Origin of the sequence: Algoriphagus sp. (assembly GCF_039969895.1) — a bacterium.
GTDB lineage: Bacteria > Bacteroidota > Bacteroidia > Cytophagales > Cyclobacteriaceae > Algoriphagus.
Genome location: NZ_JBDVMZ010000012.1, coordinates 911,746 through 933,662, shown reverse-complemented (window position 1 = coordinate 933,662; position 21,917 = coordinate 911,746). Strand labels below are relative to the sequence as shown.

18 protein-coding genes are annotated in these 21,917 nt (G+C 42.0%); 8 read left to right on the top strand and 10 right to left on the bottom strand.

Features of this window, described 5'->3' with window-relative positions:
* The first annotated feature begins 13 nt into the window (after nt 1–13).
* Nucleotides 14–892 (top strand): lipoyl synthase, encoded by an 879-nt coding sequence (gene lipA, locus ABJH64_RS10145; protein ID WP_348276444.1) that lies wholly within the window; start codon nt 14–16, stop codon nt 890–892.
* Nucleotides 893–996: 104 nt separating this feature from the next.
* Nucleotides 997–1,308, top strand: a complete 312-nt coding sequence (locus tag ABJH64_RS10140) for a hypothetical protein (protein WP_348276443.1) — start codon at nt 997–999, stop codon at nt 1,306–1,308.
* 145 nt (nt 1,309–1,453) lie between these two features.
* Here ABJH64_RS10140 and gcvP read toward each other — a convergent pair whose 3' ends face one another.
* Nucleotides 1,454–4,342 carry an aminomethyl-transferring glycine dehydrogenase gene (gcvP, locus tag ABJH64_RS10135; protein WP_348276442.1) on the bottom strand — a complete coding sequence of 963 codons (2,889 nt, stop codon included), beginning with the start codon at nt 4,340–4,342 and terminating at the stop codon, nt 1,454–1,456.
* Nucleotides 4,343–4,617: 275 nt separating this feature from the next.
* Between gcvP and ABJH64_RS10130 the strand changes: the two genes are divergently transcribed.
* The 4 genes from ABJH64_RS10130 to ABJH64_RS10115 all read left to right on the top strand — a co-directional run bounded on the left by ABJH64_RS10130 (nt 4,618) and on the right by ABJH64_RS10115 (nt 10,725).
* On the top strand, nt 4,618–6,114 hold the full coding sequence (locus ABJH64_RS10130; protein WP_348276441.1) for a M28 family peptidase: 1,497 nt from the start codon (nt 4,618–4,620) through the stop codon (nt 6,112–6,114).
* 334 nt (nt 6,115–6,448) lie between these two features.
* A complete protein-coding gene (locus ABJH64_RS10125) occupies nt 6,449–7,489 on the top strand; it encodes a quinone-dependent dihydroorotate dehydrogenase (RefSeq protein WP_348276440.1) in 1,041 nt (346 codons plus the stop codon).
* A 53-nt stretch (nt 7,490–7,542) separates the two neighbouring features.
* Nucleotides 7,543–10,038, top strand: a complete 2,496-nt coding sequence (locus ABJH64_RS10120; RefSeq protein ID WP_348276439.1) for a DNA translocase FtsK 4TM domain-containing protein — start codon at nt 7,543–7,545, stop codon at nt 10,036–10,038.
* Nucleotides 10,039–10,071: 33 nt separating this feature from the next.
* Nucleotides 10,072–10,725: an outer membrane lipoprotein carrier protein LolA gene (locus tag ABJH64_RS10115; protein ID WP_348276438.1), complete on the top strand. Its 654-nt coding sequence runs from the start codon at nt 10,072–10,074 to the stop codon at nt 10,723–10,725.
* A 328-nt stretch (nt 10,726–11,053) separates the two neighbouring features.
* On the opposite strand, the gene ABJH64_RS10110 is transcribed toward ABJH64_RS10115, so the two are convergent.
* The 4 genes from ABJH64_RS10110 to ABJH64_RS10095 all read right to left on the bottom strand — a co-directional run bounded on the left by ABJH64_RS10110 (nt 11,054) and on the right by ABJH64_RS10095 (nt 15,174).
* On the bottom strand, nt 11,054–13,324 hold the full coding sequence (locus ABJH64_RS10110; RefSeq protein ID WP_348276437.1) for a molybdopterin cofactor-binding domain-containing protein: 2,271 nt from the start codon (nt 13,322–13,324) through the stop codon (nt 11,054–11,056).
* Nucleotides 13,325–13,335: 11 nt separating this feature from the next.
* Entirely contained in the window at nt 13,336–13,794 is a 459-nt protein-coding gene (locus ABJH64_RS10105; RefSeq protein ID WP_348276436.1) for a (2Fe-2S)-binding protein, read from the bottom strand.
* A 312-nt stretch (nt 13,795–14,106) separates the two neighbouring features.
* Nucleotides 14,107–14,709, bottom strand: a complete 603-nt coding sequence (locus tag ABJH64_RS10100) for a flavodoxin (RefSeq protein ID WP_348276435.1) — start codon at nt 14,707–14,709, stop codon at nt 14,107–14,109.
* Nucleotides 14,710–14,724: 15 nt separating this feature from the next.
* Nucleotides 14,725–15,174, bottom strand: coding sequence for a nuclear transport factor 2 family protein (locus ABJH64_RS10095; protein WP_348276434.1), 450 nt, complete (start codon nt 15,172–15,174; stop codon nt 14,725–14,727).
* A gap of 464 nt (nt 15,175–15,638) precedes the next feature.
* Between ABJH64_RS10095 and ABJH64_RS10090 the strand changes: the two genes are divergently transcribed.
* Together ABJH64_RS10090 and ABJH64_RS10085 are read left to right on the top strand one after the other, a co-directional pair.
* On the top strand, nt 15,639–16,637 hold the full coding sequence (locus ABJH64_RS10090; RefSeq protein ID WP_348276433.1) for a sensor histidine kinase: 999 nt from the start codon (nt 15,639–15,641) through the stop codon (nt 16,635–16,637).
* Entirely contained in the window at nt 16,634–17,341 is a 708-nt protein-coding gene (locus ABJH64_RS10085; RefSeq protein ID WP_348276432.1) for a response regulator transcription factor, read from the top strand. Before ABJH64_RS10090 ends, ABJH64_RS10085 begins: the two co-directional genes overlap by 4 nt.
* Before the next feature lie 577 nt (nt 17,342–17,918).
* Here ABJH64_RS10085 and ABJH64_RS10080 read toward each other — a convergent pair.
* From ABJH64_RS10080 to ABJH64_RS10060, 5 genes are all read right to left on the bottom strand, one after another.
* A complete protein-coding gene (locus tag ABJH64_RS10080) occupies nt 17,919–18,233 on the bottom strand; it encodes an ArdC-like ssDNA-binding domain-containing protein (RefSeq protein ID WP_348276431.1) in 315 nt (104 codons plus the stop codon).
* Nucleotides 18,234–18,425: 192 nt separating this feature from the next.
* Nucleotides 18,426–19,328 carry a ribokinase gene (gene rbsK, locus ABJH64_RS10075; protein WP_348276430.1) on the bottom strand — a complete coding sequence of 301 codons (903 nt, stop codon included), beginning with the start codon at nt 19,326–19,328 and terminating at the stop codon, nt 18,426–18,428.
* 16 nt (nt 19,329–19,344) lie between these two features.
* Entirely contained in the window at nt 19,345–20,346 is a 1,002-nt protein-coding gene (locus ABJH64_RS10070) for a multidrug DMT transporter permease (RefSeq protein ID WP_348276429.1), read from the bottom strand.
* Between the two features lie 119 nt (nt 20,347–20,465).
* Complete coding sequence (locus tag ABJH64_RS10065; protein WP_348276428.1) at nt 20,466–21,308, bottom strand: substrate-binding domain-containing protein; 843 nt, start codon at nt 21,306–21,308, stop codon at nt 20,466–20,468.
* Between the two features lie 188 nt (nt 21,309–21,496).
* On the bottom strand, nt 21,497–21,772 hold the full coding sequence (locus ABJH64_RS10060) for a hypothetical protein (RefSeq protein ID WP_348276427.1): 276 nt from the start codon (nt 21,770–21,772) through the stop codon (nt 21,497–21,499).
* Nucleotides 21,773–21,917 lie beyond the last annotated feature (145 nt).

Genomic DNA, 21,917 nt, shown 5'->3' with positions numbered 1-21,917 from the left:
AAATCAGAAATCAATGATCGAATTACCTGTAATTTCCGAAGAAGCTACTCGAAGAAAAAAACCTGATTGGTTAAGAGTAAAACTACCTGTAGGAAAAGAATATGCTAAAGTCCGTAAGCTAGTAGATGAGCACAAGCTCCATACTATCTGCGAAAGCGGCAATTGCCCTAATATGGGAGAATGCTGGGGAGCTGGCACTGCAACCTTTATGATATTGGGAAACGTATGTACGAGGTCTTGCTCGTTTTGCGCAGTAGCGACAGGCCGTCCACCGGAGTATGACACCGATGAGCCAAGACGCGTAGCTGAAGCAATCAAACTCATGGGTGTAAAACATGCCGTGTTGACCTCGGTAAATAGAGATGAGCTTAAGGACAAAGGTGCAGAAATCTGGTATCAAACGGTGATTCAAACCAAAGAACTCTCGCCTTCCACCACCATAGAAACTCTTATCCCAGACGTCAAATCAAATTGGGATGCATTGTATAGAATGATCAGTGCTGGTCAGGAAGTGGTTTCCCACAATATGGAAACAGTGGAAAGCCTGTATAGAAGAGTGCGCCCACAAGCAAAATATGCCAGATCACTGGAGCAAACCAAGCTCACCAAAGAGTATGGCAAAAGAACTAAGACGGGAATTATGCTTGGCTTGGGTGAGAAAAAAGAGGAAGTATTCAAGACAATGGATGATCTAGCAGAGCATGGATGCGATATCCTGACGTTGGGACAATACTTACAGCCTACCAAAATGCACATAGAAGTTGCTGAGTTTATTCATCCGGATCTTTTCGCAGAATACCGAGAAGAAGGACTGGCAAGAGGACTGAAATATGTTGAATCCGGTCCATTAGTGAGGTCGTCTTACCATGCTGAACGTCACGTGAACGTCTAGTTTCACTAAATAAATATTTGAAGCACACTTTTGGGTGTGCTTTTTTTATGCCTAATTTTTAATACTTTAAAGGAAATTTAAACTCACACTAAACTTTTAACCCTATGGTAAAAATTGAAAAAATCGGGGTGGCTTCAGCTGCCAAAATCTATGGCTTGACACTTGGCGCACTTGGCTTTTTTATTGGAATTTTCTACGCTCTATTTCTCTCTGTGTTCTCTGGCTTGCTCGGAGATGAATTCCCCATATCCGGAGCAGGCTTAGGAATCGGAATGGCAATCGTATTCCCAATTATGTATGGAATAATAGGGTTCATCGTGGGGGCTTTGGGGGCAGTGGTTTACAATTTTGTAGCATCAAAAACTGGCGGTTTGGAAATCCAGCTTTCTAAAGACGATGAGAGACCATTGATGTAAAGTCAGCTTAAGACTTTAAAATTGGCTTCGACTTCACTCCGACTGACAGCTGTGTACTCCGCGTGTCCTTTGTGACCTCCGAGGTAAAAACCAAAAAAAAGGGCTACCAATCGGCAGCCCTTTCACTAGTTATATTAAAAGCTAATTAAGCTTCTTCGCTTACATAATCCTCCACAGGAATACAGCTACAGATCAAGTTTCTATCACCGAATGCTGAATCGATTCTTCTTACACTTGGCCAGAATTTATTTCCTTTTACATAAGGAAGAGGATAAACGGCTTTTTCTCTAGAATAAGGCAAGTTCCAATCATCTCTCAGAACCATCATCGCAGTATGTGGTGCATTTTTCAATACATTCTCCACTCGATCAGCTTTTCCGTCTTGGATCTCTTGAATCTCATCTCGTATAGAAAGTAACGCATCACAGAATTTATCCAATTCAGCTTTGGTCTCAGATTCCGTAGGCTCGATCATCAGCGTACCAGCTACTGGGAAGGAAACGGTAGGAGCATGATAGCCATAGTCCATCAGACGCTTAGCGATATCTTCCACCTCTATTCCTACTTCTTTGAATGCTCTACAGTCAACAATCATCTCGTGCGCAGCTCTTCCTTGAGTTCCCGTATAAAGGATAGGGAAATGATCTTTCAATCTTTCCTTAATGTAATTAGCATTTAGGATCGCCATCTTCGTAGCATTGGTCAATCCATCTCCACCCATCATAGCGATGTATGCATAGGATATTGGTAAAATACTTGCGCTACCATAAGGAGCTGAAGATATAGAAGATACAGCTTGCTCACCTCCAGTTTTCACCACCGGATTACCTGGAAGGAATGGCGCCAAATGACTTGCTACGCAAATCGGGCCCATGCCAGGACCGCCACCACCGTGAGGAATACAGAACGTCTTGTGAAGGTTCAGGTGACAAACGTCAGCACCGATTCTTCCCGGGCTTGTCAATCCTACTTGAGCGTTCATATTAGCGCCGTCCATGTAAACTTGCCCACCATTATCGTGAATGATTTGGCAGATCTCCTGAATCGCAACTTCAAATACTCCGTGAGTGGATGGGTAAGTTACCATCAGAGATGAAAGGTCTTTAGAATGAGCTTGCGCTTTTTCTTTCAAGTCTTCAAGATCAATATTTCCTTTTTCGTCACATTTCACCAAAACCACTTTCATGCCAGCCATGACAGCTGAAGCCGGGTTAGTACCATGGGCTGAGGTAGGAATCAAAGCCACATTTCTGTGGTGGTCACCTCTGCTCTGATGATAAGCACGAATCACCATAAGTCCAGCATACTCGCCTTGCGCACCAGAATTTGGTTGAAGAGAAGTATCAGCAAAACCAGTGATTTCATTTAACCAATGCCTCAGATTTGCAAAAAGCTCCTGATATCCAGCTGTCTGATCGGTAGGAGCAAATGGGTGAATCTGCCCAAACTCAGGCCAAGTCACTGGGATCATTTCAGCTGTCGCATTTAGCTTCATCGTGCAGGAACCCAATGAAATCATGGAGTGAACCAAGGATAAGTCTTTATTTTCTAGACGCTTGATATAGCGAAGCATTTCGTGCTCACTTTGAAAGTCATTGAACACCGGGTGAGTCAAGTACTCGGATGTTCTTAGCAATCCTTCCGGTAGCTCTAGCTCAATCTCAGATGCCAAAGCCGAAAGATCAGGAACTTCCATTCCTTTTGCTTTCGCAAAAACTGCGACCACAGTAGCTATATCTTCCAGCGTTTTGCCCTCATCAAAGGACAAATACACGGTGTCGTAATCATATCGGAAATTCATCTCCTCAGAAAGGGCCAGAGACTGAATCGCATTGAGGGATTTGGCTTCTATTTTTACCTTGATGGTGTCAAAGTAATGTTTAGAAGAAACTTCATAACCTAAATGCTCCAAAGACTTGGCGGTAAGTTTCGCCAATCCATGTGTTCTAAGCGCAATATTTTTAAGTCCTTTTGGTCCATGATAGACGGCATAAAAACCAGCCATTACAGAAAGTAGGACTTGAGCAGTACAAATATTTGAAGTTGCTTTTTCTCTCTTGATATGCTGCTCACGCGTTTGCAAAGCCATTCTATAGGCTTTATTACCTTCACGATCTTGAGACACGCCTATGATTCTGCCTGGAATCTGACGCTTGTAAGCTTCTTTGGTAGCGAAGAAACCAGCATGTGGCCCACCGTAACCCATGGGCACACCAAAGCGCTGGGATGAACCAACTACTACGTCAGCCCCCATCTCACCAGGAGGTGTCAGCAGCGTCAAAGCTAAAAGATCCGCTGCAAATGCAGTAGTCACATTATTCTCCTTAGCAGCAGCTACCAGCGCAGAATAATCTCGCACTTCGCCATCTGCATCTGGATATTGGAATAATACGCCGAACAAATTCTCATCTGTCAAGTCCAAGGAATCTATGGACCCAAACACCAATTCAATTCCTACTGGCTCAGCCCTAGTTTCTAAAACAGCCTTGGTTTGAGGGAAAACTTTGTCGTCAATAAAGAATTTGGTAGCGTTCTTTTTCTCTCGAGGCTTAATGGCAAAAAGCATGTTCATAGCTTCTGCGGCCGCAGTACCCTCATCCAGAAGAGATGCATTGGCTAGCTCCATTCCTGTCAACTCCATGATCACTGTCTGGAAATTGATCAATGCTTCCAGACGCCCTTGAGCGATTTCTGCCTGATATGGAGTGTAAGCGGTGTACCATCCTGGGTTTTCCAGTACATTTCTCAAAATCACTCCTGGTACGAGCGTATCGTAATACCCCAAGCCGATGAATGACTTGAAAACCTTGTTTTTCGAAGCAAGTATTTTAAAATCCTTCAAAAACTCCGATTCCAGCTTAGCTGCCGGAAGATCCAATGGACGCTCCAATTGGATGGCTTGCGGAACCGTTTGGTTGATTAATTCCTCTAAAGATGAGGCTCCGATTTTTTCCAGCATTGAGGAGATCTCAGCATCAGTCGGGCCATTGTGTCTGCTCTCAAACTTGACAGCATTAGAAAGATTGATCTTCATATAAGAACGTTAAAGACGATTAACTATTTGGGTTTGAAATTCGCTGTTTTTTCAAGGTGCGAAGGTACAATTTATTGAAAGATAAAGCTTTCAAGTGCTCCATTATTTCCCCCTTTAAACACCAAAATATATAAACGGTTTATTGAAGGGTAGAAAATTTCTCTAGTTTAGCGGCAGAATTGAAAAAAGTTTGGAATTAGCCAATAGTTCACGCCTATTTCTAGGTATGAAGTGAGGTTGGTTCCCTTTTAAATTAAAAACCTAACTATATACTGATGAATAAAAGTCTGTTATTGACGGGTGCTATGGCTTTTGGCCTTGCGCTGCCGTCGTTGGCACAGCAACCTGTACAGGTAAAGTACGCCAACACCATCACCGCTGAAGACCTGAAAGAACGTCTTACTTACCTTGCTTCTGACGAAATGAAAGGAAGAGACACAGGTTCAGAAGAACAAAAAGTAGCTGCAAAATACCTGGCAGATTTTTACAAAAAGATAGGCTTGACTGCTCCAGTAGATGGCAGCTATCTACAGCCAGTTGACCTTGTGAGCGCTTCATTTGGTGAAATATCTCTGAAAGTGGGTAACAACAAATTGGTAAACAACACTGATTTTGTCTTCACTGGAGACGGTAATATGAAGAAGGCTGCCAAAACTGAGCTGGTTTTCTTAGGCTTGGTGACAGATGAAAACCTAGCCAAGGTTGACGTAAAAGACAAACTGGTAGGGATCTGGGCAGTAGGCGTAAGATCCAACGATCTGGTTATGAAAGTAATGGAAGCTGGCGCAGCGGGCATCGTCATCGTAAGCATGGAAGGTCAGGCTAACTTCGACCGTATTGCCGGACGCTACCAGAGCCTGGCTGGAAAAGGAAGAGTAGGTTTTGATAAGCCAGTAGAGCAAAGACCAATATTCATGGTAAGCTCTGATAAAATGGCGGAATTGTTCAACACTCCAGTAGAAGAATTAAAGGAAGCCGCTAAAACAAATCCTCAGTCCATCAAAGCTCAGAAAGCTACTTACCAAATCGAAAAGAAAGTAGAGCCAATAGAGAGTTCCAACGTAATGGGCTACTTAGAGGGAACCGATAAAAAAGACGAATTGATCGTCATTTCTTCTCACTACGATCACGTAGGCGTGAGCAGTACTGGCGAAATTTTCAACGGCGCTGATGACGATGGATCCGGAACTGTATCTGTCACTGAAATCGCTGAGGCATTTGCGATGGCGGCAAAAGACGGCATCAAACCAAGAAGATCTATCCTCTTCATCAATGTCACTGGCGAAGAAAAAGGACTTTTGGGATCTGAATTCTACTCAGAGAATCCTATTTTTCCTCTTGATAAAACGGTAGTTAATTTCAACATCGACATGGTAGGAAGAATTGACTACGAGTATGAGAAGGAGAAAAACCAAGACTTTGTCTATGTGATCGGTTCTGAAATGCTTTCTACAGATTTGAAAAAAATCCTAGAATACAACAACATCACTTATTCCAACTTGATCTTAGATTACAGATATGATGCGCCAGATGATCCAAACAGATTCTACTACAGATCAGATCATTACAACTTTGCGAAGCACAATATCCCTGTAGCATTCTTCTTCAATGGAGTACACGATGACTATCACCAAGTGACAGACACGGTGGACAAAATCGAATTCCCGCTGATGGAGAAAAGATCAAGACTAATATTCTATACCGTTTGGGATATAGCCAACAGAGAGAACAAACCGCGCGTGGACGGAACAAACACTAGAACTGACAGATAAGTATTCAGTCTCAAATTCATAAAAAAGGCTATTGGAGTGATCCAGTGGCCTTTTTTTTGGTCAAGGTCAAATCTTTTCACAAGGAACACAGCTACTATCGACTACCCTGTAATCTTAAATATTGATTTTATACTTGCTTAAATAGTATTGCCTCACCTCTTCTTCTACCTGCTTTTTGGGTGGATGGTACAGACTGTAGAGATTATTAAAACTTCAGTCGTGCCTTCTTCGCAAAACTCTCCGGACTCTGCAGTAAAAACAAATTCCTTATACTTTTCGAATCTTCATTTTTCATAAAAGGATATCTTTGCCACACGAACGCAAATCAAATCCCGTGTACAAATCCCTGCTTAAGCCACTCTTTTTCCTGAAAAAACCTGAAGATGCTCACCATTTTACGGTGGATCTCACCAAGTTTTCTTTTAATCTCCCTATCATAGGATCGATCGTAAAATCGACTTTTGCGCTGGAAGATCAGAGATTAGAACGAGAGGTTTTTGGGTTAAAATTCAAAAATCCAGTTGGGTTAGCAGCAGGATTTGACAAAGATGCGAAGGTCATAGACGAAATGGCCATGCTTGGTTTTGGTTTTGTCGAGATCGGGACACTCACGCCCAAACCTCAAGAAGGAAACCCCCAGCCTCGCTTGTTCAGACTTCCGGAAGATGAAGCATTGATCAACCGAATGGGCTTCAACAATGGTGGGGTTCACGAAGCTGTGAAGCGTTTGAAAAAGCGGAAATCAACCGTATTAGTCGGTGGAAATATTGGTAAAAACAAAGCCACCCCCAACGAAAATGCTGTTGACGATTACTTGATTTGCCTGGAAGCCCTGCATGATTATGTGGATTATTTTGTGGTGAATGTAAGCTCGCCGAATACCCCAAACCTACGGGATTTGCAGGAGAAAGAACCGTTGAAAGCTCTCCTTCAAGCCGTGAAACATGCAAATGAACTCAAGCCAAAACCAAAACCTATCCTGTTAAAAATAGCCCCTGATTTGACAGATGGGCAACTCGACGACATCATCGAAATCGTACAAGAAACAAAAATCGACGGCGTAATTGCGACAAACACGACTATTGATCGCTCGCAACTGAGCACTTCAGCTGAGGAAGTGGAGGCAATCGGTGCTGGCGGAGTAAGTGGGAAAGTCTTGGCAAAAAGAAGTACCGAAGTCATCCGATACCTATCCGATAAGTCAAATAAAGCCTTCCCAATCATTGGTGTGGGTGGAATCTTTTCAGCGGCTGATGCGATAGAAAAACTCGAAGCTGGAGCCAGTCTCATTCAGGTGTACTCGGGCATGATTTATGAGGGACCTAGCTTGATCAAGAAGATCAAAAAAGGATTATTGGCTCATTTTTCGCAGTAAGTTGCCAATCTAAATTCATAACGCTTATCTTAAATCGGATTTGAATCGAATACATGGCCAATTCACCTAGGACCAATACTTTTAGAAAAAAGACAGAACCCACCAAAAAGAAAGGTTCAGGACTTAAAGCCCCGAGTTTTTCCTTTGGGAAATTTAATTCAACCAAGCTAGTGTTGACACTTGGCATCTTGCTGATGTCAATAGCTATTTTTCTCTTTATAGCTTTTATCAGCTACCTAGTGAATGGACCTGCGGACCAAAGTTTGGTGATGAATAATCCTGACGAAGCTATTCGAGACACAGCCAGAGAATCAACGAATTGGCTCGGATATCTCGGTGCTCAGGCAGGTAATTGGATGATTTACAGATGGTTTGGAGTGGCAGCTTTCTTATTCCCTCCCTTCCTATTCATCCTGGGATTCAAATGGGCTTTTAAAATTTCACTGATATCACTTACTAGATACACCACCTTCGCGCTCTTCTTCACCTTCTGGTTAGGGCTATTGACTGGCTATATTGTGATTCTAGTTCAGGGCTACTCTTATTGGAGCTTCCTTTCTGGAGGTTTTGGCTATGAATTGGCGAAGTTGTCAGCAGATTTTCTTAGCTGGGGCACTTTCATTCTGTTGGGTGGATCCATGCTAATCTTCGTGATTTTCTTCTTTGATATTGACAAATTAGACTGGTTTAGTGCTAAATCTTCCGATTCTGAATTGGAAGACGATGAGCTGGAGATTGAGCCTTTACCAGGAAAAAACCCATTTTCCCCTGAGGCGGAACTCGAAGAGGAAGAAGAAATCGATGATGATGGAAGCTCTTGGATTGTAAAAGATCAGGAGGAAAATAAAACCAAAGAAGCAATCAATTTAAAACCAGAAGCACCTGCCAAACCTAAAAAGGAAGAGATTGCCTTCGATGTGCCTCAATTAAACATCCTGGACCCGATCGTTCATCGAGAGGATGAGAAGATTTCAGATGAAAAAAACTTCTCCGTAGTAAAACCAGCCGGAGAAGAGAAAACGGCAGAGGAAGTGGAGAATCTGGATGCATACGACCCTACTCTTGATCTTCCTCACTACAAATACCCTACGCTTGACCTGCTAAATGAATATGATATTCAGAAAGTAACAGTTAGTCGTCAAGAATTGGAGGACAATAAAAACAAGATCGTTGAGACCTTGGAGAATTTCAAAATAGGAATTCAAGAGATCAAAGCGACCATCGGCCCGACGGTTACCCTCTATGAGATCGTCCCTGAGCCTGGTGTGAAAATCTCCAAAATCAAAAATTTGGAAGATGACATAGCGCTGAGCTTAGCAGCTTTGGGAATCAGAATCATAGCCCCTATTCCCGGCAAAGGTACGATTGGTATAGAAGTTCCAAATAAAAACCGAGAGCTTGTTCCAGCACGTGCGGTTTTGGGTACAGAGAAATTCATGAGATCGGACAAAGATCTTCCAGTGGCCCTCGGAAAGACGATATCCAACGAGGTTTTTGTAGTGGATTTGGCGAAAATGCCTCACCTACTCATGGCCGGTGCAACTGGTCAAGGTAAGTCAGTGGGCTTGAATATGATCTTAGCTTCTCTGATTTACAAAAAACATCCATCACAGCTCAAGTTCATCCTGGTAGATCCTAAGAAGGTGGAACTTACCCTTTTCAACAAGATAGAGAGACATTTCCTTGCCAAGTTGCCTGGAGCCGAAGAGGCAATTATCACCGACACCAAAAAGGTGATTTATACGCTGAATTCTCTGTGTATTGAAATGGACAATCGCTACAACCTTCTGAAGGATGCCGGCACAAGAAACCTGAAGGAATACAACGCAAAATTTGTGGCGCGAAAATTAAATCCAGACAAAGGGCATAGATTCATGCCGTACATAGTCTTAGTAATTGACGAATTAGCGGATTTGATGATGACGGCAGGTAAGGAAATCGAAGGTCCAATAGCCAGACTTGCACAGCTTGCCCGAGCGATTGGAATTCACTTGGTAGTGGCTACCCAGCGACCGTCGGTGAACGTGATCACGGGTATTATTAAGGCGAATTTCCCCGCTCGACTTTCCTTCAGAGTAACCTCCAAAATAGACAGTAGAACCATCTTGGATACTGGTGGAGCGGATCAATTGATTGGTATGGGAGATATGCTTTTATCCCATGGATCTGAAGTGACCCGAATCCAATGTGCATTTTTGGATACTCCTGAGGTAGATTCGATTTGTGACTGGATTGGTGAGCAAAAAGGCTATTCAGACGCCTATTTACTTCCTGAATTTGAAGGGGAAGATGCAGACAATTCAATTGGAGACGTGGATTTCTCTGACTTAGACCCTCTTTTCAATGATGCGGCGAGACTACTCGTGATGCATCAGCAGGGAAGTACTTCTTTGATTCAACGAAAGCTAAAGCTAGGATACAATCGCGCAGGAAGAATCATCGATCAGCTGGAAGCTGCAGGAATAGTGGGAGCATTTGAGGGGTCAAAAGCCCGGGAAGTGCTTATTCAAGATGAAGCTAGTTTGGAACGGTTATTGGAGAGTTTGTAAAAGCTGTTCAATTAGTTCAAGCAGCTCGCTTACATGAAAAAAATCGCCCTAGTTTATACCTTAATTCTTGCCTTAGTATGCTCGTTTGAGGCAGCTGCTCAGAAGGATCCAAAAGCAAAAGTAATTTTGGATGCCATGAGTCAGAAGTTTCAGAAAATGAACGGCTTTACAGCAAATTTCTCCTTTACCTTCCAGGATGCAAGCGGCACCGGTGATAGACAGACTGGTGAAATAGCTGTCAAAGGCGAACAATACCGTCTTAAAATTCCAGACCAGGAAATCTACAACGATGGAAAAACTGTCTGGACCTACATCCAATCTGATAACTACAAGGAAGTCACTATTAACGATGCTGGTCAGATGGAAGGTGAGCTAACACCTTCTAATATTTACAGGCTTTATGAAAAAGACTATAGCTACAAACTGATTGGTGAAAAGCAATTCCAAGGCAAGACAGCTCAAATAATTGAATTATTTGCAGAAAAAAGCAATGCTCCCTTCGAGCAGGTAAAACTCATGATAGACAAAAACAGCTCTAATTTACTTGGATGGGAGATGTTTGATGGTCAAGGAGGTGTTTTTTCCTATACGTTCAACAACCTCAAGGTTGACGCAAATCTGCCTTCTTCTTACTTCGTCTTTGACACCAAACAATATCCTGGAATTGAGGTGATTGATTTGAGGTAGTACATAAGCTAAATCTACTTCTAAAAAGAGGATTTCTACTTTTGAAAGCAGTAAGCTCTTCTGAAAAATTCGATGAACAGTTCAATAGTTGGATTAATCGATTAATAAGATTTGTCGTAGCCTTACCAAGGCAGCATACTTAAGTAGAACGAAGAAACTACATCAGCTCTTCTTACCTTGTGGAGGCCACTGCTATTTCACGTTCATCCTGCAATAGTACTACTCCACCTTTTTCTTTGTTGTAAAACCTTACTTCAGCTAGAACTAAAAGAAAGAATATGGATAGCCCAAGTTTGGAAATCCATATTCTTTAGTTCAAGCCAACATCTTACATTCTCAGATTTTCCATCTGTAAAATCTGAGGCTGAAAAGGTTGCTCATATAATCGCTTCCCAGTTGCCTTGTAAAGCGAATTTCCTAACGCAGCGAAAACAGGAGGAAAGAGCGGTTCGCCCAATCCGGTAGGTTCTTCTTTATTATCCACAAAGTGAACCTCGATTTTCTTGGGAGCTTCTGAGTGTCGGATCATTCTATAGGTGTCAAAATTTCTTTTGGTAGGAGCTCCATTTTCAAAGGTCATCTCTCCATAGAATGCATTGCCTATACCATCTACTATAGCCCCTTCACCCATGTTAGCTGCTGCATCCGGATTTACTACGATACCGCAGTCCACCGCTGCGAAGACATTTTCCACTACGGGCTGATTGTTATTTATCTTGATATCAATCACTTCCGCCACGTAGGAATTATGACAGAAATAAGCTGACACGCCACGATAGATTCCATCCTTTGGACTGTTCCAATTGGATTTGTCTCTCACGAGTTCCAACACACCGGCATAACGCTTAGGATCGTAGTCGTTGTCCTTGCCCACGGGATTTGTCTCTGCTCTTTTCAGCAATTCCAATCGAAATTCAATTGGATCTTTGCCCATTTCTTCTGCGAGTTCGTCCAGAAAGCTTTGCTCAGCTCCGGCGATAAAGTTGGATCTGGGTGCTCTGAAAGCACCTATGGTTATGTTAGATTCGACTTGCCAACTTTCAGCCAGGTAATTATCGATTGCTCCAGCCGGGAATCTATTCGCGTGAAGTGGTGATTCGGGGATTCCGCCTGCCTTTACATGCAGCGCGAGTAGCTTATTATTCTCATCCAATGCAGCTCGATAAGTGGCAGAATAGGCAGGTCTATATACGCCGGCACTCATATCATCCTCACGGGAATACACCATACTTACCGGTGCTTGTATTTTCTGGGAAATCAAAGCCGCCTCTGTAAAATGATGGCTGTAGGCTCTTCGGCCAAATCCTCCGCCCATTCGGGCTAAATTGATCTGAATGTTTTCTTTGGGTAGCCCCAAGCTACTGGACAGCGCATTCATAATTGATTCAGGTGCTTGAGTTGGCCCGTAGATGACGGCTTTATCACCTTTTACATCTGCAAAGGCATTCATAGGCTCCATCGTATTATGGGCTAGGAATGGTGCGGAATAAGTCCGTTCGAGTACTCTTGAGGCTTTCTTAAATGCACCTTCCGGGTCACCGTCTTTTCTAATTACATTTCCGGGTTTAGAAAGGTACTGGTCCATTTTTTCTTTATGAGAACTGGTATCCTCCAGTCCACTCGGAACCTTGACATCGGACACATTGCCACCCCATCCTGCCATTTTGAACTGGCTTTCCGGTGCTTGCTCCCATTCGGCTTGGAGGCTTCTCTTGGCCTGCAGCACCTCCCAGGTGGAGTTGCCAACTATAGCGATTACCTCAGGGAAAGTAGTTGTATCGAAAAAATTACGCTCATAGTCATCTTTGAAAAGTTTTATTTCAAAGGCATCTTGGATACCAGGTAACGAAGTCACCGAGCTTTTGTCAAAGGATTTGATCTTCATGCCAAAAGCCGGAGGATGTACGATTGCTGCATATTTCATCCATTCCACCTTATGATCCATGGTAAAGATGGGCTTACCAGTGACGATTTTGAGCCCGTCCACATTCTTTTTGGAATTGCCTATAATTTTGAAATCAGAAATATCCTTCAATTTGACCGTCTCAGGATCTGGAGCTTCTAGGGTTCCTGCCAAAAAAGCCAGCTCGCCGTACCCAGCTTTTTTGCCGGATCCTGTATGTTCTACCATTCCAGCATGAGTTGTGATTTCTCCTGCCGGCACATTCCAAGTTTGGGCGGCAGCATTGACCAGTAATTGCCTGGCTGTAGCACCTGCAGTTCGCAGAGGTTTCCAGGCTTGCCTCACACCTTGACTACCCCCGGTAAACTGTCGGTCGAAGCGCTCGGGATAAAAATCTGCCTGCTCTACAAAAACGTTTTTCCAATCCACATCGAGCTCTTCTGCCAATATCATAGGAAGAGAAGTTTTGACATTTGATCCGAATTCAGGATTGGGATTGAAAAGTGTGACTGCTCCATTTTCTCCGATTTTGATGTAGCTGTTGATTTCAAACCATTCTTCAGGCATAGTCAGAATTTGCTCCGGCGTAGGCTTACATCCTGCCAGCCAACTGAAACTCAGCATCATTCCGCCTCCTGCCAGTGTGGAGACTTTCAGAAAGGATCTTCTAGTTAATTTTTTATTTATCAAAGTCATGATTTCGGGTTTTAGGCTGATTTAGCGGCAGTTTTGATAGCTGCTTTGATTCTAGTGTAGGTTCCACAGCGGCAGATATTACCGTTCATCGCATTGTCGATATCCTCATCACTTGGACTGGGATTGTTTTTCAACAGTGCGGTGGCTGACATAATCTGACCTGCCTGGCAGTAGCCACACTGAGGGACATCATGAGCCAGCCAGGCTTTCTGTACAGGATGATCCCCGTTTTCGGAGATGCCCTCTATGGTGGTGATTTCAGCGTTTTCTGCAGCCGAAACCTGCAATTGGCAAGATCTCACTGCGTTGCCATCCAGGTGGATCGTACAGGCTCCGCATTGTGCGATGCCACAGCCAAATTTGGTACCGACCAGATCCAGATGATCTCTTAACACCCAAAGCATAGGAGTGCTTGGATCTACATCTACCTGGAGAGATTTACCATTTATTGTCAAATTATACTGTGCCATAAGTGTTGTATTTATTTCTAAATTAACTATTTACATGGAGTGATGCTTACGAAATTCAAACGAAACGCATATTCTGCCACTGATTTGATTTATTTAAAAGGGTTCTAAATTTTTTACTAACTAGTTAACTGATTGATAAATGGCTGATCATAGAACCTTTTTCCGCTTTTACTATATAAGGCATTGACCAAAGCTCGGTGGATAGGACTGCCGTCAGGCAAGACCTAAGTCTATGTCAGAAAAACCAGACCCACACGGACCTGGACTTTCTCTTGTAACCCAATCAATCTATATTTTTCAGTTTTATACGTTTTAAAAACCCATGCTGCTCAGCCAGTCATTGACTTCTTTTTTTACTTCCACTTCTTTGGTACCCTCCATGACGAACAGGATACCATCCCGCTCTATTCCTCCTTTTGTGGAATAGCCTTCTAGAATATTAGAATCCGGGCAGAGCTCTTTTACTTTGTCAAAGCTGCTTCCTAATCCATAACCAGCATTGGTATTGAAAGGGATGACAGTCTTTCCACTCAGATCATTTTCACTTAGGAAGGTTTTCATAGGTGGTGGCAGCTGCATTCCCCAAGTAGGAAAACCTACAAAGACCACTTCATACTGGGTAAGATTAATTTTTGTCTTTAAGGGAGGTAGAATCCCAGTTTCATTTTCCTGAGCTACCTGTGCGACTATTGCTGCATAATCTTCCGGATAGGGAGTTTCTAATTCCAGACTAACCAGCCTTCCACCTACCTTTTCGTGAATCATTTCCGCCACAGCTTTGGTGTTTTTGGTGCGTGTGAGGTAAACAATAAGGATTTTTTCCGATGCTACCTCATCCAGCTGTACTTCAGGCTGGGTTTGACTGCTGCAGCTCAGCGCGCTGAAGAGGAAGATGAACAGGAGGAGACGTTTCATCGATTTCTGATTTTTTTAATGTTCTATCTCGTGGGTATCACGCACACTACTGAAGGTCAAAACCAGCATTTTCCATTCTTCGCCCTGCTTTTGATATACTTCTGTCACGGTAAATTCATTTTGCACATCATCACCTCTCACGTGAGCAGTCAAGGTGATTCTATTCCAAACCAATGCAGTGTTTCCAGAGATCTCAATCGCCGTATCGTGCACCTCCGCTTTCTTGTACCAAATGCTTCCCGTTTCGATGATTTCCAGTTCCCGGTCTTTTTTCCAGCTTCCACTCATGTGAACAAACTTTGCTTTGTCGTCGAATAACTTTTCCAGTTTGGCTACGTCCTTATCTGCCATCCATTGCCATTTGTCCATGGAAAGCTTTTTAATTTCCTGCTCGGTGGAAGATTGGGCAAAAGTGAAGGAAACGCTGAATAATATGAGGGTAAAAATGAAGAGGAGTTTTTTCATGGTTATTTTGTTTTTGAAGTGCTAGTTTTCAATGGGTTGTAAATTGGATTGACCCAATTCATCAGTACTAATAGACGAAAAAAAATCCTAGGGTTTGGGGGAAATCAATAGACAGCAAGGTTCTCTCACCCAGTCAACAGATTTGATCTACGAATGAAAAATCAGTTAGCATGTCTATCCCTAAAGATGCCAGTCACCTTAAATTCTTAGCTTATTTGGTCGGAAGACCGGTGACCGAAGACCGAAGCGGCCTCAATTTTAAATTTTAACATATCCTAGATTGCTTTTCCCTATTTACTTGTAGAAAAGTGGATGTACATAGCCAGTACTAACTATTTCCAATTTACATATATATAGTAGTGATCTATTTCCACTTGTTGGATAAAACCTGTCTTCTGTAGAGCGCAACAGTCAGTTGGATGATCGCTGAGATTTGGTGTTATTTAAAATTCTAAATTTCGAAAATGAAGAATACTGTCATATCGCGTCCGGCATTCTATGCGCTGCATGTACTTTTCTGGTTTTGCTATGGAGCTATATTATTTGCTTCACTTAGCAGCTGGATTAATTCTCCGTTAGAAATTTGGAAAATCGTCATTTCGGATGTGTTGACTTCCTCCGCCATCACGTATCTGAATTACTATTTGCTCCTGCCGAGGCTGTATGCTAAAGGCAAGCATTTTTCCTACGTGATCGCTTCACTTGCTTTAGTGATTGTCATTGTGCTTCTGAGGGTCAATCTCCTCGGTATGTCACATCAATCTGTTGCTTATACTTATTTCATCAGATCGGTTCCAGCCATTGGTTTCTACTTGGTCACGACAGTTGTCTGGTTTTTTGCCAATCTGATCAAAGCTCAGCGAAATGAAATTGAACTTCGCAATAGTCAATTGGCCTCCGAATTGAAGTTTCTGAAGCTACAGCTCAGCCCACATTTCCTCTTTAATACCCTAAATAACATTTATTCCATGGCGTATTTCAAGGAGAATAACACTGCTCCGGCGATCATGAAACTTTCCGAAATGATGCGGCATATGCTCTATGAAGATCAGGGAAAGTTTGTATCCCTTTCCAGGGAAATCACCTTTATGGAGAATTTTATTGAGCTGTGGAGATTGAAGTTGGATGAGAAGCCCAAGATATTTTTCACGTATGAAGGTGTGAAAGATCGGCATAGGATTGCCCATCTGATATTTCTGGTTTTTCTGGAAAATGCCTTTAAACACGGAAATACCATAGATGGTACGATTGAGATCAAACTGACTGTTGATGCAGCTGACAGGCTACATTTCTATAGTAGAAATGAGGTGATCGATGCCCGAAAGACAGCAGAGGAAGAAAGTGGAGTAGGTCTTTCTAATGTGAAAAAAAGATTGAATCTGATCTATCCTGGAAAGCATGAGTTGACCTTGGATCAGCATGCGACGTACTTTGAAGTGAAGTTAACCATTGATTTAGGATGAGCTACCATGTATTAATTGTGGACGACGAGCCGCCAGCAAGGAAGTTGCTTTCCGACTATGTATCCAAAATGTCAAATTTGGAACTCGCTGGGGTGTGCAAAAACGGGGAGGAAGCGCTGGGGTTTTTGAAAGAAAATCACGTTGACATTCTATTGCTCGACATTCGCATGCCGCTGATGACAGGTATGGATTTGCTGAATGAATTGGAGGAAAAGCCGCTTACTATTTTTGTGACTGCCTATGAGGAATATGCAGTCAAAGGCTATGAGCTGGACGTGATTGATTACCTGATGAAGCCGGTTTCCTTTGAGCGGTTTACAAAGGCAATCGAAAAGGCTACAGAATACCTTTCGGCGCAGGTGACTACAGAAGAAACCGCTGAGAAACCTGATTATTTTTTTATCAAGACCGATACCCGCATCGTGAAGTTTCTTTTTTCAGAAATCCAGGCAATAGAAGCCCAAAGGGAATATGTGAAATTTATAACACCCAGCCGAAAAGTAATGTCTCTGGTTTCCCTGACTGGAATTGCAAATGCCTTGCCCGGAGAATTCGTACGTATCCACCGATCTTTTATCATAAATATGCGGCATATCGATGAAGTGCAAGCTAATGAGGTTTTGATAGGAAAAGAGCTTTATCCGATCAGCCGGAATTATCGGGAGGATTTTTTCAGAAAATTGGATGGAATGAAATTGTTGTAAGATATCAGGCAAGTTAGAAAGCCAAATCGATTGGTTAAATAACTGCTTAAGCGGGTAAAGACACTCGTTAGTAGTGGCTGCACCTCCTTCATTAAACAATTGAAGATTAGTTTCTTATCTCGTGAAACACTGAATATCTCTACTGAAATAATAGTGAGAAATTTCACTTTGCTATTAACTACTATTATTTGTGAAATACTTCAAAAATTTCCCAAAAGTAACCAAAGATAGGCTGCTGCTGTCAAATTTAATCCTCGTCGGATTATTGATTTTCCAGGGTATTCCTTCAAGAATGAACTTAGCAATTCAGTCCCCGAATCAAAAGCTGAAGAGGTTAAATCTCTAGAGACCTTAGAAAATATAAAGTCCTCATGAATTCGAGATGTATTTAAGCCATACCGTGGCGTACATTCAACTACAGGGTGACTAACAAAAACTACATTCCAAGTCTGCAATGATAGGAGTAATTCTGTAGGTCTCTTTTAAAAGCTTACTTATATGGCATATTGATATAATCAGTGGATGGACTGTAAAAAGCTTCATCACCGGTATGAACGTTTTTAGGGCAAGCTGCATATCAAGAAATAATCTGTTCACAAGTTTCAAGAGGAGTAACAACCCTCGCCTTTGTTTCATTACTTGCAAATTCGATTCCTTCAATTTGATCGATGTTGAAAACTGTCCAGATACAGGGTGTGAACTTTCTTCCGTAGAAATCCTCATCTTCTACGGCTTCATTTCTGGCTTGTCCTAAGACTAATTTGGAGATCTTCCAGAATACCACTTTTGTTCCTTTTTGGCCTTTTCTGATAGTTTCTTCAAACCGTTTTGCTTGTTTGAAAGTCAGAAAGTAAGGATGATTGAATTTCTTGAAGATTGCCACCCAAGCCATTCAAAGCGCCTCGAACCCTAAATAAGGCCGATTCAAAACATGGTTTTTTGGAGCATTTTTCGGATGCCAAACCTTTTCCTAAGTGAAGTTTTCATTTTGGACTCCCTCGATGATTTCATTTCTTGGGGTTTCCGCTAATTTGTTGAAGTTTTCAACCATTATTCTATACACTGAGATTTAGTTTTTAAAAGATTAAAAAACAATCTCTTTTCTATAAGGAATCGAGGCCTGTGCACCTTCTTTAGTGGTTGAAATTCCAGCGAGCTTGTTAGCAAATTCAATCGCTGCTTCCATTCCTTTCCCTTCCGAAAGTGCCACTATCAACGCACCATTGAACGTATCTCCTGCCGCAGTGGTATCAACTGGATTCACCTTTGGGGATGGAACATGATATGAGTTCTTCCCATCATGATAAAATGCCCCTCTTTCCCCAAGCGTAATTATCACATGCTTTACACCTTTTTCAATCAATTTCCCAGCTGCAACTTTTGCAGCGACCAAATCACGGATTTTTACTCCCGTAAGTAGTTCCGCTTCTGTTTCATTTGGTGTGATCATAAAAAGATCCTGCAGTATAGGAGCAGACAATGGCGTAGCGGGAGCTGGATTAAGCACCAACTTTTTATTGTTGATTCTACAGAAATAGGCAAGCGCATTGACTGTTTCCAATGGTGTTTCGAGTTGGACGAGAAAATATTCCGCTTCACGAATTTCTTCCTCATCCAGTTGAAGGTCTATTGGACGCAACTCACTATTTGCTCCTGAAGCGACTACGATGGTATTTTCACCACGATCATCCACTGTGATAATCGCTATTCCTGTTGGCGAAGATTCTGATACTTTTATAAAATCCGTACAAATCCCATCTTCGTCATATTGCTTCACAGCTTCTTTGCCATAACCATCATTTCCTACTTTAGCGATGAAAATCACTTCTCCTCCAGCGCGTTTGGCGGCTACCGCTTGGTTTGCTCCTTTTCCACCCTGTGTTGAGAAAAACTTACTGCCAATTAAGGTCTCACCAGGTTCAGGTAATTTCGGCGACCGAACTACTAAATCTGTATTTGAGCTCCCTACAACTATTATTTTTTTCATTTTGAATACATTGAAATCAAACGGTTTTTGCAAGAATGATCAACGCTAGTCCTATTAAAAAGCAGATGAACATGAGAAAAAGTAGAAGCTTCACAGATTTGCTTGGTGACTTAAATTCTTTCCAAATAAACACCCCCCATATAGCCGCCACGAGCGTGGCGCCTTGGCCTAATCCATAAGAAATCGCAAAACCAGCTTGTTCAGATGCAAGCATACTGAGTGACATTCCCAAGCACCAAATCATTCCGCCAAGAATTCCTATCAGATGAAGTTTCAGATTTCCGTTACTAAAGTATTCTGAATAAGTAGCTTTTTTCCCTACCAATGGCCTATACATTAAAATGCTATTCCATATGAAATTTGATAGAAACAATCCTATTCCAAAAACAAAAACACTGGAATAAGGAGTCATAAGACCCGGAGTAGGATTTGCAAATTCCAATGAGGTGGCTGCTGCAACAAACCGAAAGAAAAAGCCCATCAGGATTCCTGCAACTATCGCGATCCAAAGCCCTTTCATTGAAAATGCTTTCTCATGTTGGTGTTTTTTGAAGGCAATCGCATCCAAAACTATAGCGACGGTAACCAGCACTACTCCAATCGTCAATAATACAGGATCCCCTACAGGTGTTGCTATGTAATTCACCAAAACTCCCAGGACCAAAGCAAGACCTATTCCTACCGGAAAAGCAACCGCCATTCCAGCAATATCAATAGCTGCGACTAGTAATAAATTCGCGATGTTAAAAACCACTCCTCCAAGGAATGCATAAAAAATAGCTGTCTGTGAAGCCTGAGAAAGATCTGTAATAAAACCTCTACCCTCCTCTCCGTAGCTACCCATGGTCAGACCCAAAATCAAAGTCAGCAAAATGATACCTAGAGAATAGTCCCAATAAAAAAGTTGGAATGGCCAGTTCTTAGTGGCCAATTTCTGAGTATTTGCCCAGGAACCCCAGCAAATCATAGTAACAAGAAGCAGACCTACTGCTAGTGGGTACGAATCAATTATGAACATAAGGATTATTTTGGGTTTTGATAGTTCAATTCCATTTCTTGCCTTACTCTTAACTAAATCACGGTTAAAAGCATTGCACAAACGTTTGTTCAAACTAATTAAAAAAATACTATTTCCGATTATTCTCCAATAATTCTTACAGATTCTCTTTCAATTAAGGGCATATCCAATAGTAATTTTTGTTTCGAAAAACCCTCTCCCGAAACTATATGGTCAAGCAATATCTGGAAAGCACTTGTTCCGATTGAGGTCATCTGTTGAGCAACGGTGGTTAAGGGTGATTGGAAAAACTGAAAGTAAGGCTGATCATCAAACGTTATAAGCGAAATATCCTCTGGAACTTTTTTTCCTAATTCCTTGATTGCTCTAAGTGCTCCCAACGCAATTAGGTTACTTAGGCAAAGTACCGCTGTAATTTGTGGAAACTCCTTTAGCAAAATCAAGGCATTGAGATAGCCATCTGACTCTGAATAACTGTCTCCTTTCACCAGATTTCTATCGCTAATTAATCCTTCGGATTCTAACGTTTCTAAATACCCGTTGACTCGGTTTGAATTGGTACTCGTCCCATGCAATCCTTGAAGACATGCAATTTTTCTATGCCCATTTCCGATCAAAAATTTTGTAGCCTTCACAGCTCCTTCATAATTGGAAGATGATACGTAACTGCCATCTAGTTCTTCAAAATACCTATCTACAAAAACAAGAGGAAAATTTCTACTTACCAACTGCTCAAACGTTTTGCTATCTTTTCCAACAGGGGCAATGATTAAGCCGTCAACTCTCCGTTTTTGCATCAAAGAAACCAGCTCCTCTTCAAGCTTTTGGTCATCATTACTATCGCCCAAAATCACAAAATAACCGTTATTTCGGGCTTCATTTTCTATACTTCTTGCGATTTCAGAAAAGAATGGATTTGCAATATCTGGCACGATTAACCCAATTGTTTTCGTGCTTTTCATTCGCAATTGCCTTGCGATTTCATTCGGCTCTATCTGATGAATCGCTATAAAATCCCTTACAATCTTGGCTGTCTTAGCACTGATCCTATATTTTTCCGTTTGATTCGAAATAACACGTGACACAGTGGTGACCGATAAGCCGAGTGATTTGGCGATTTTTTGAATATTATAACTGGAATTTCCCAAAATTACGACTCTTGAAAGGTGAAACATACAAAGTGCTGCCGACCGTGGACAGGATTTCGATCTTTTTCCCCATCCTCAAAAACATGGAGCATTGCAATAGTCACCACATCATCGTAGCCAGACCCCACGTTGGTATCAAAGATCACTTTTTGGAGATACTTTTCCTGGCTATTTACAAGGCCCCAAAACAAGTTAAAGAAAGGAATTGCTGGAAAGGCTTTTGGAGTCATGCTGAATTTGGTCAGGACTTTGACTACAAAACTAAGAGAAAAATACATTCTTGCTGAAATTGAAAATCCCTCTAATAAATCACTTTTTCCTCAAGGTAAATAAGTGGCCGGTAAAAAATTGGACTAGAAACGTGGGTCTTGATTCCAGGATAGGTTAAGGTTTTTGTGCGCTCAATTTTGGTTTCTCTCTCAA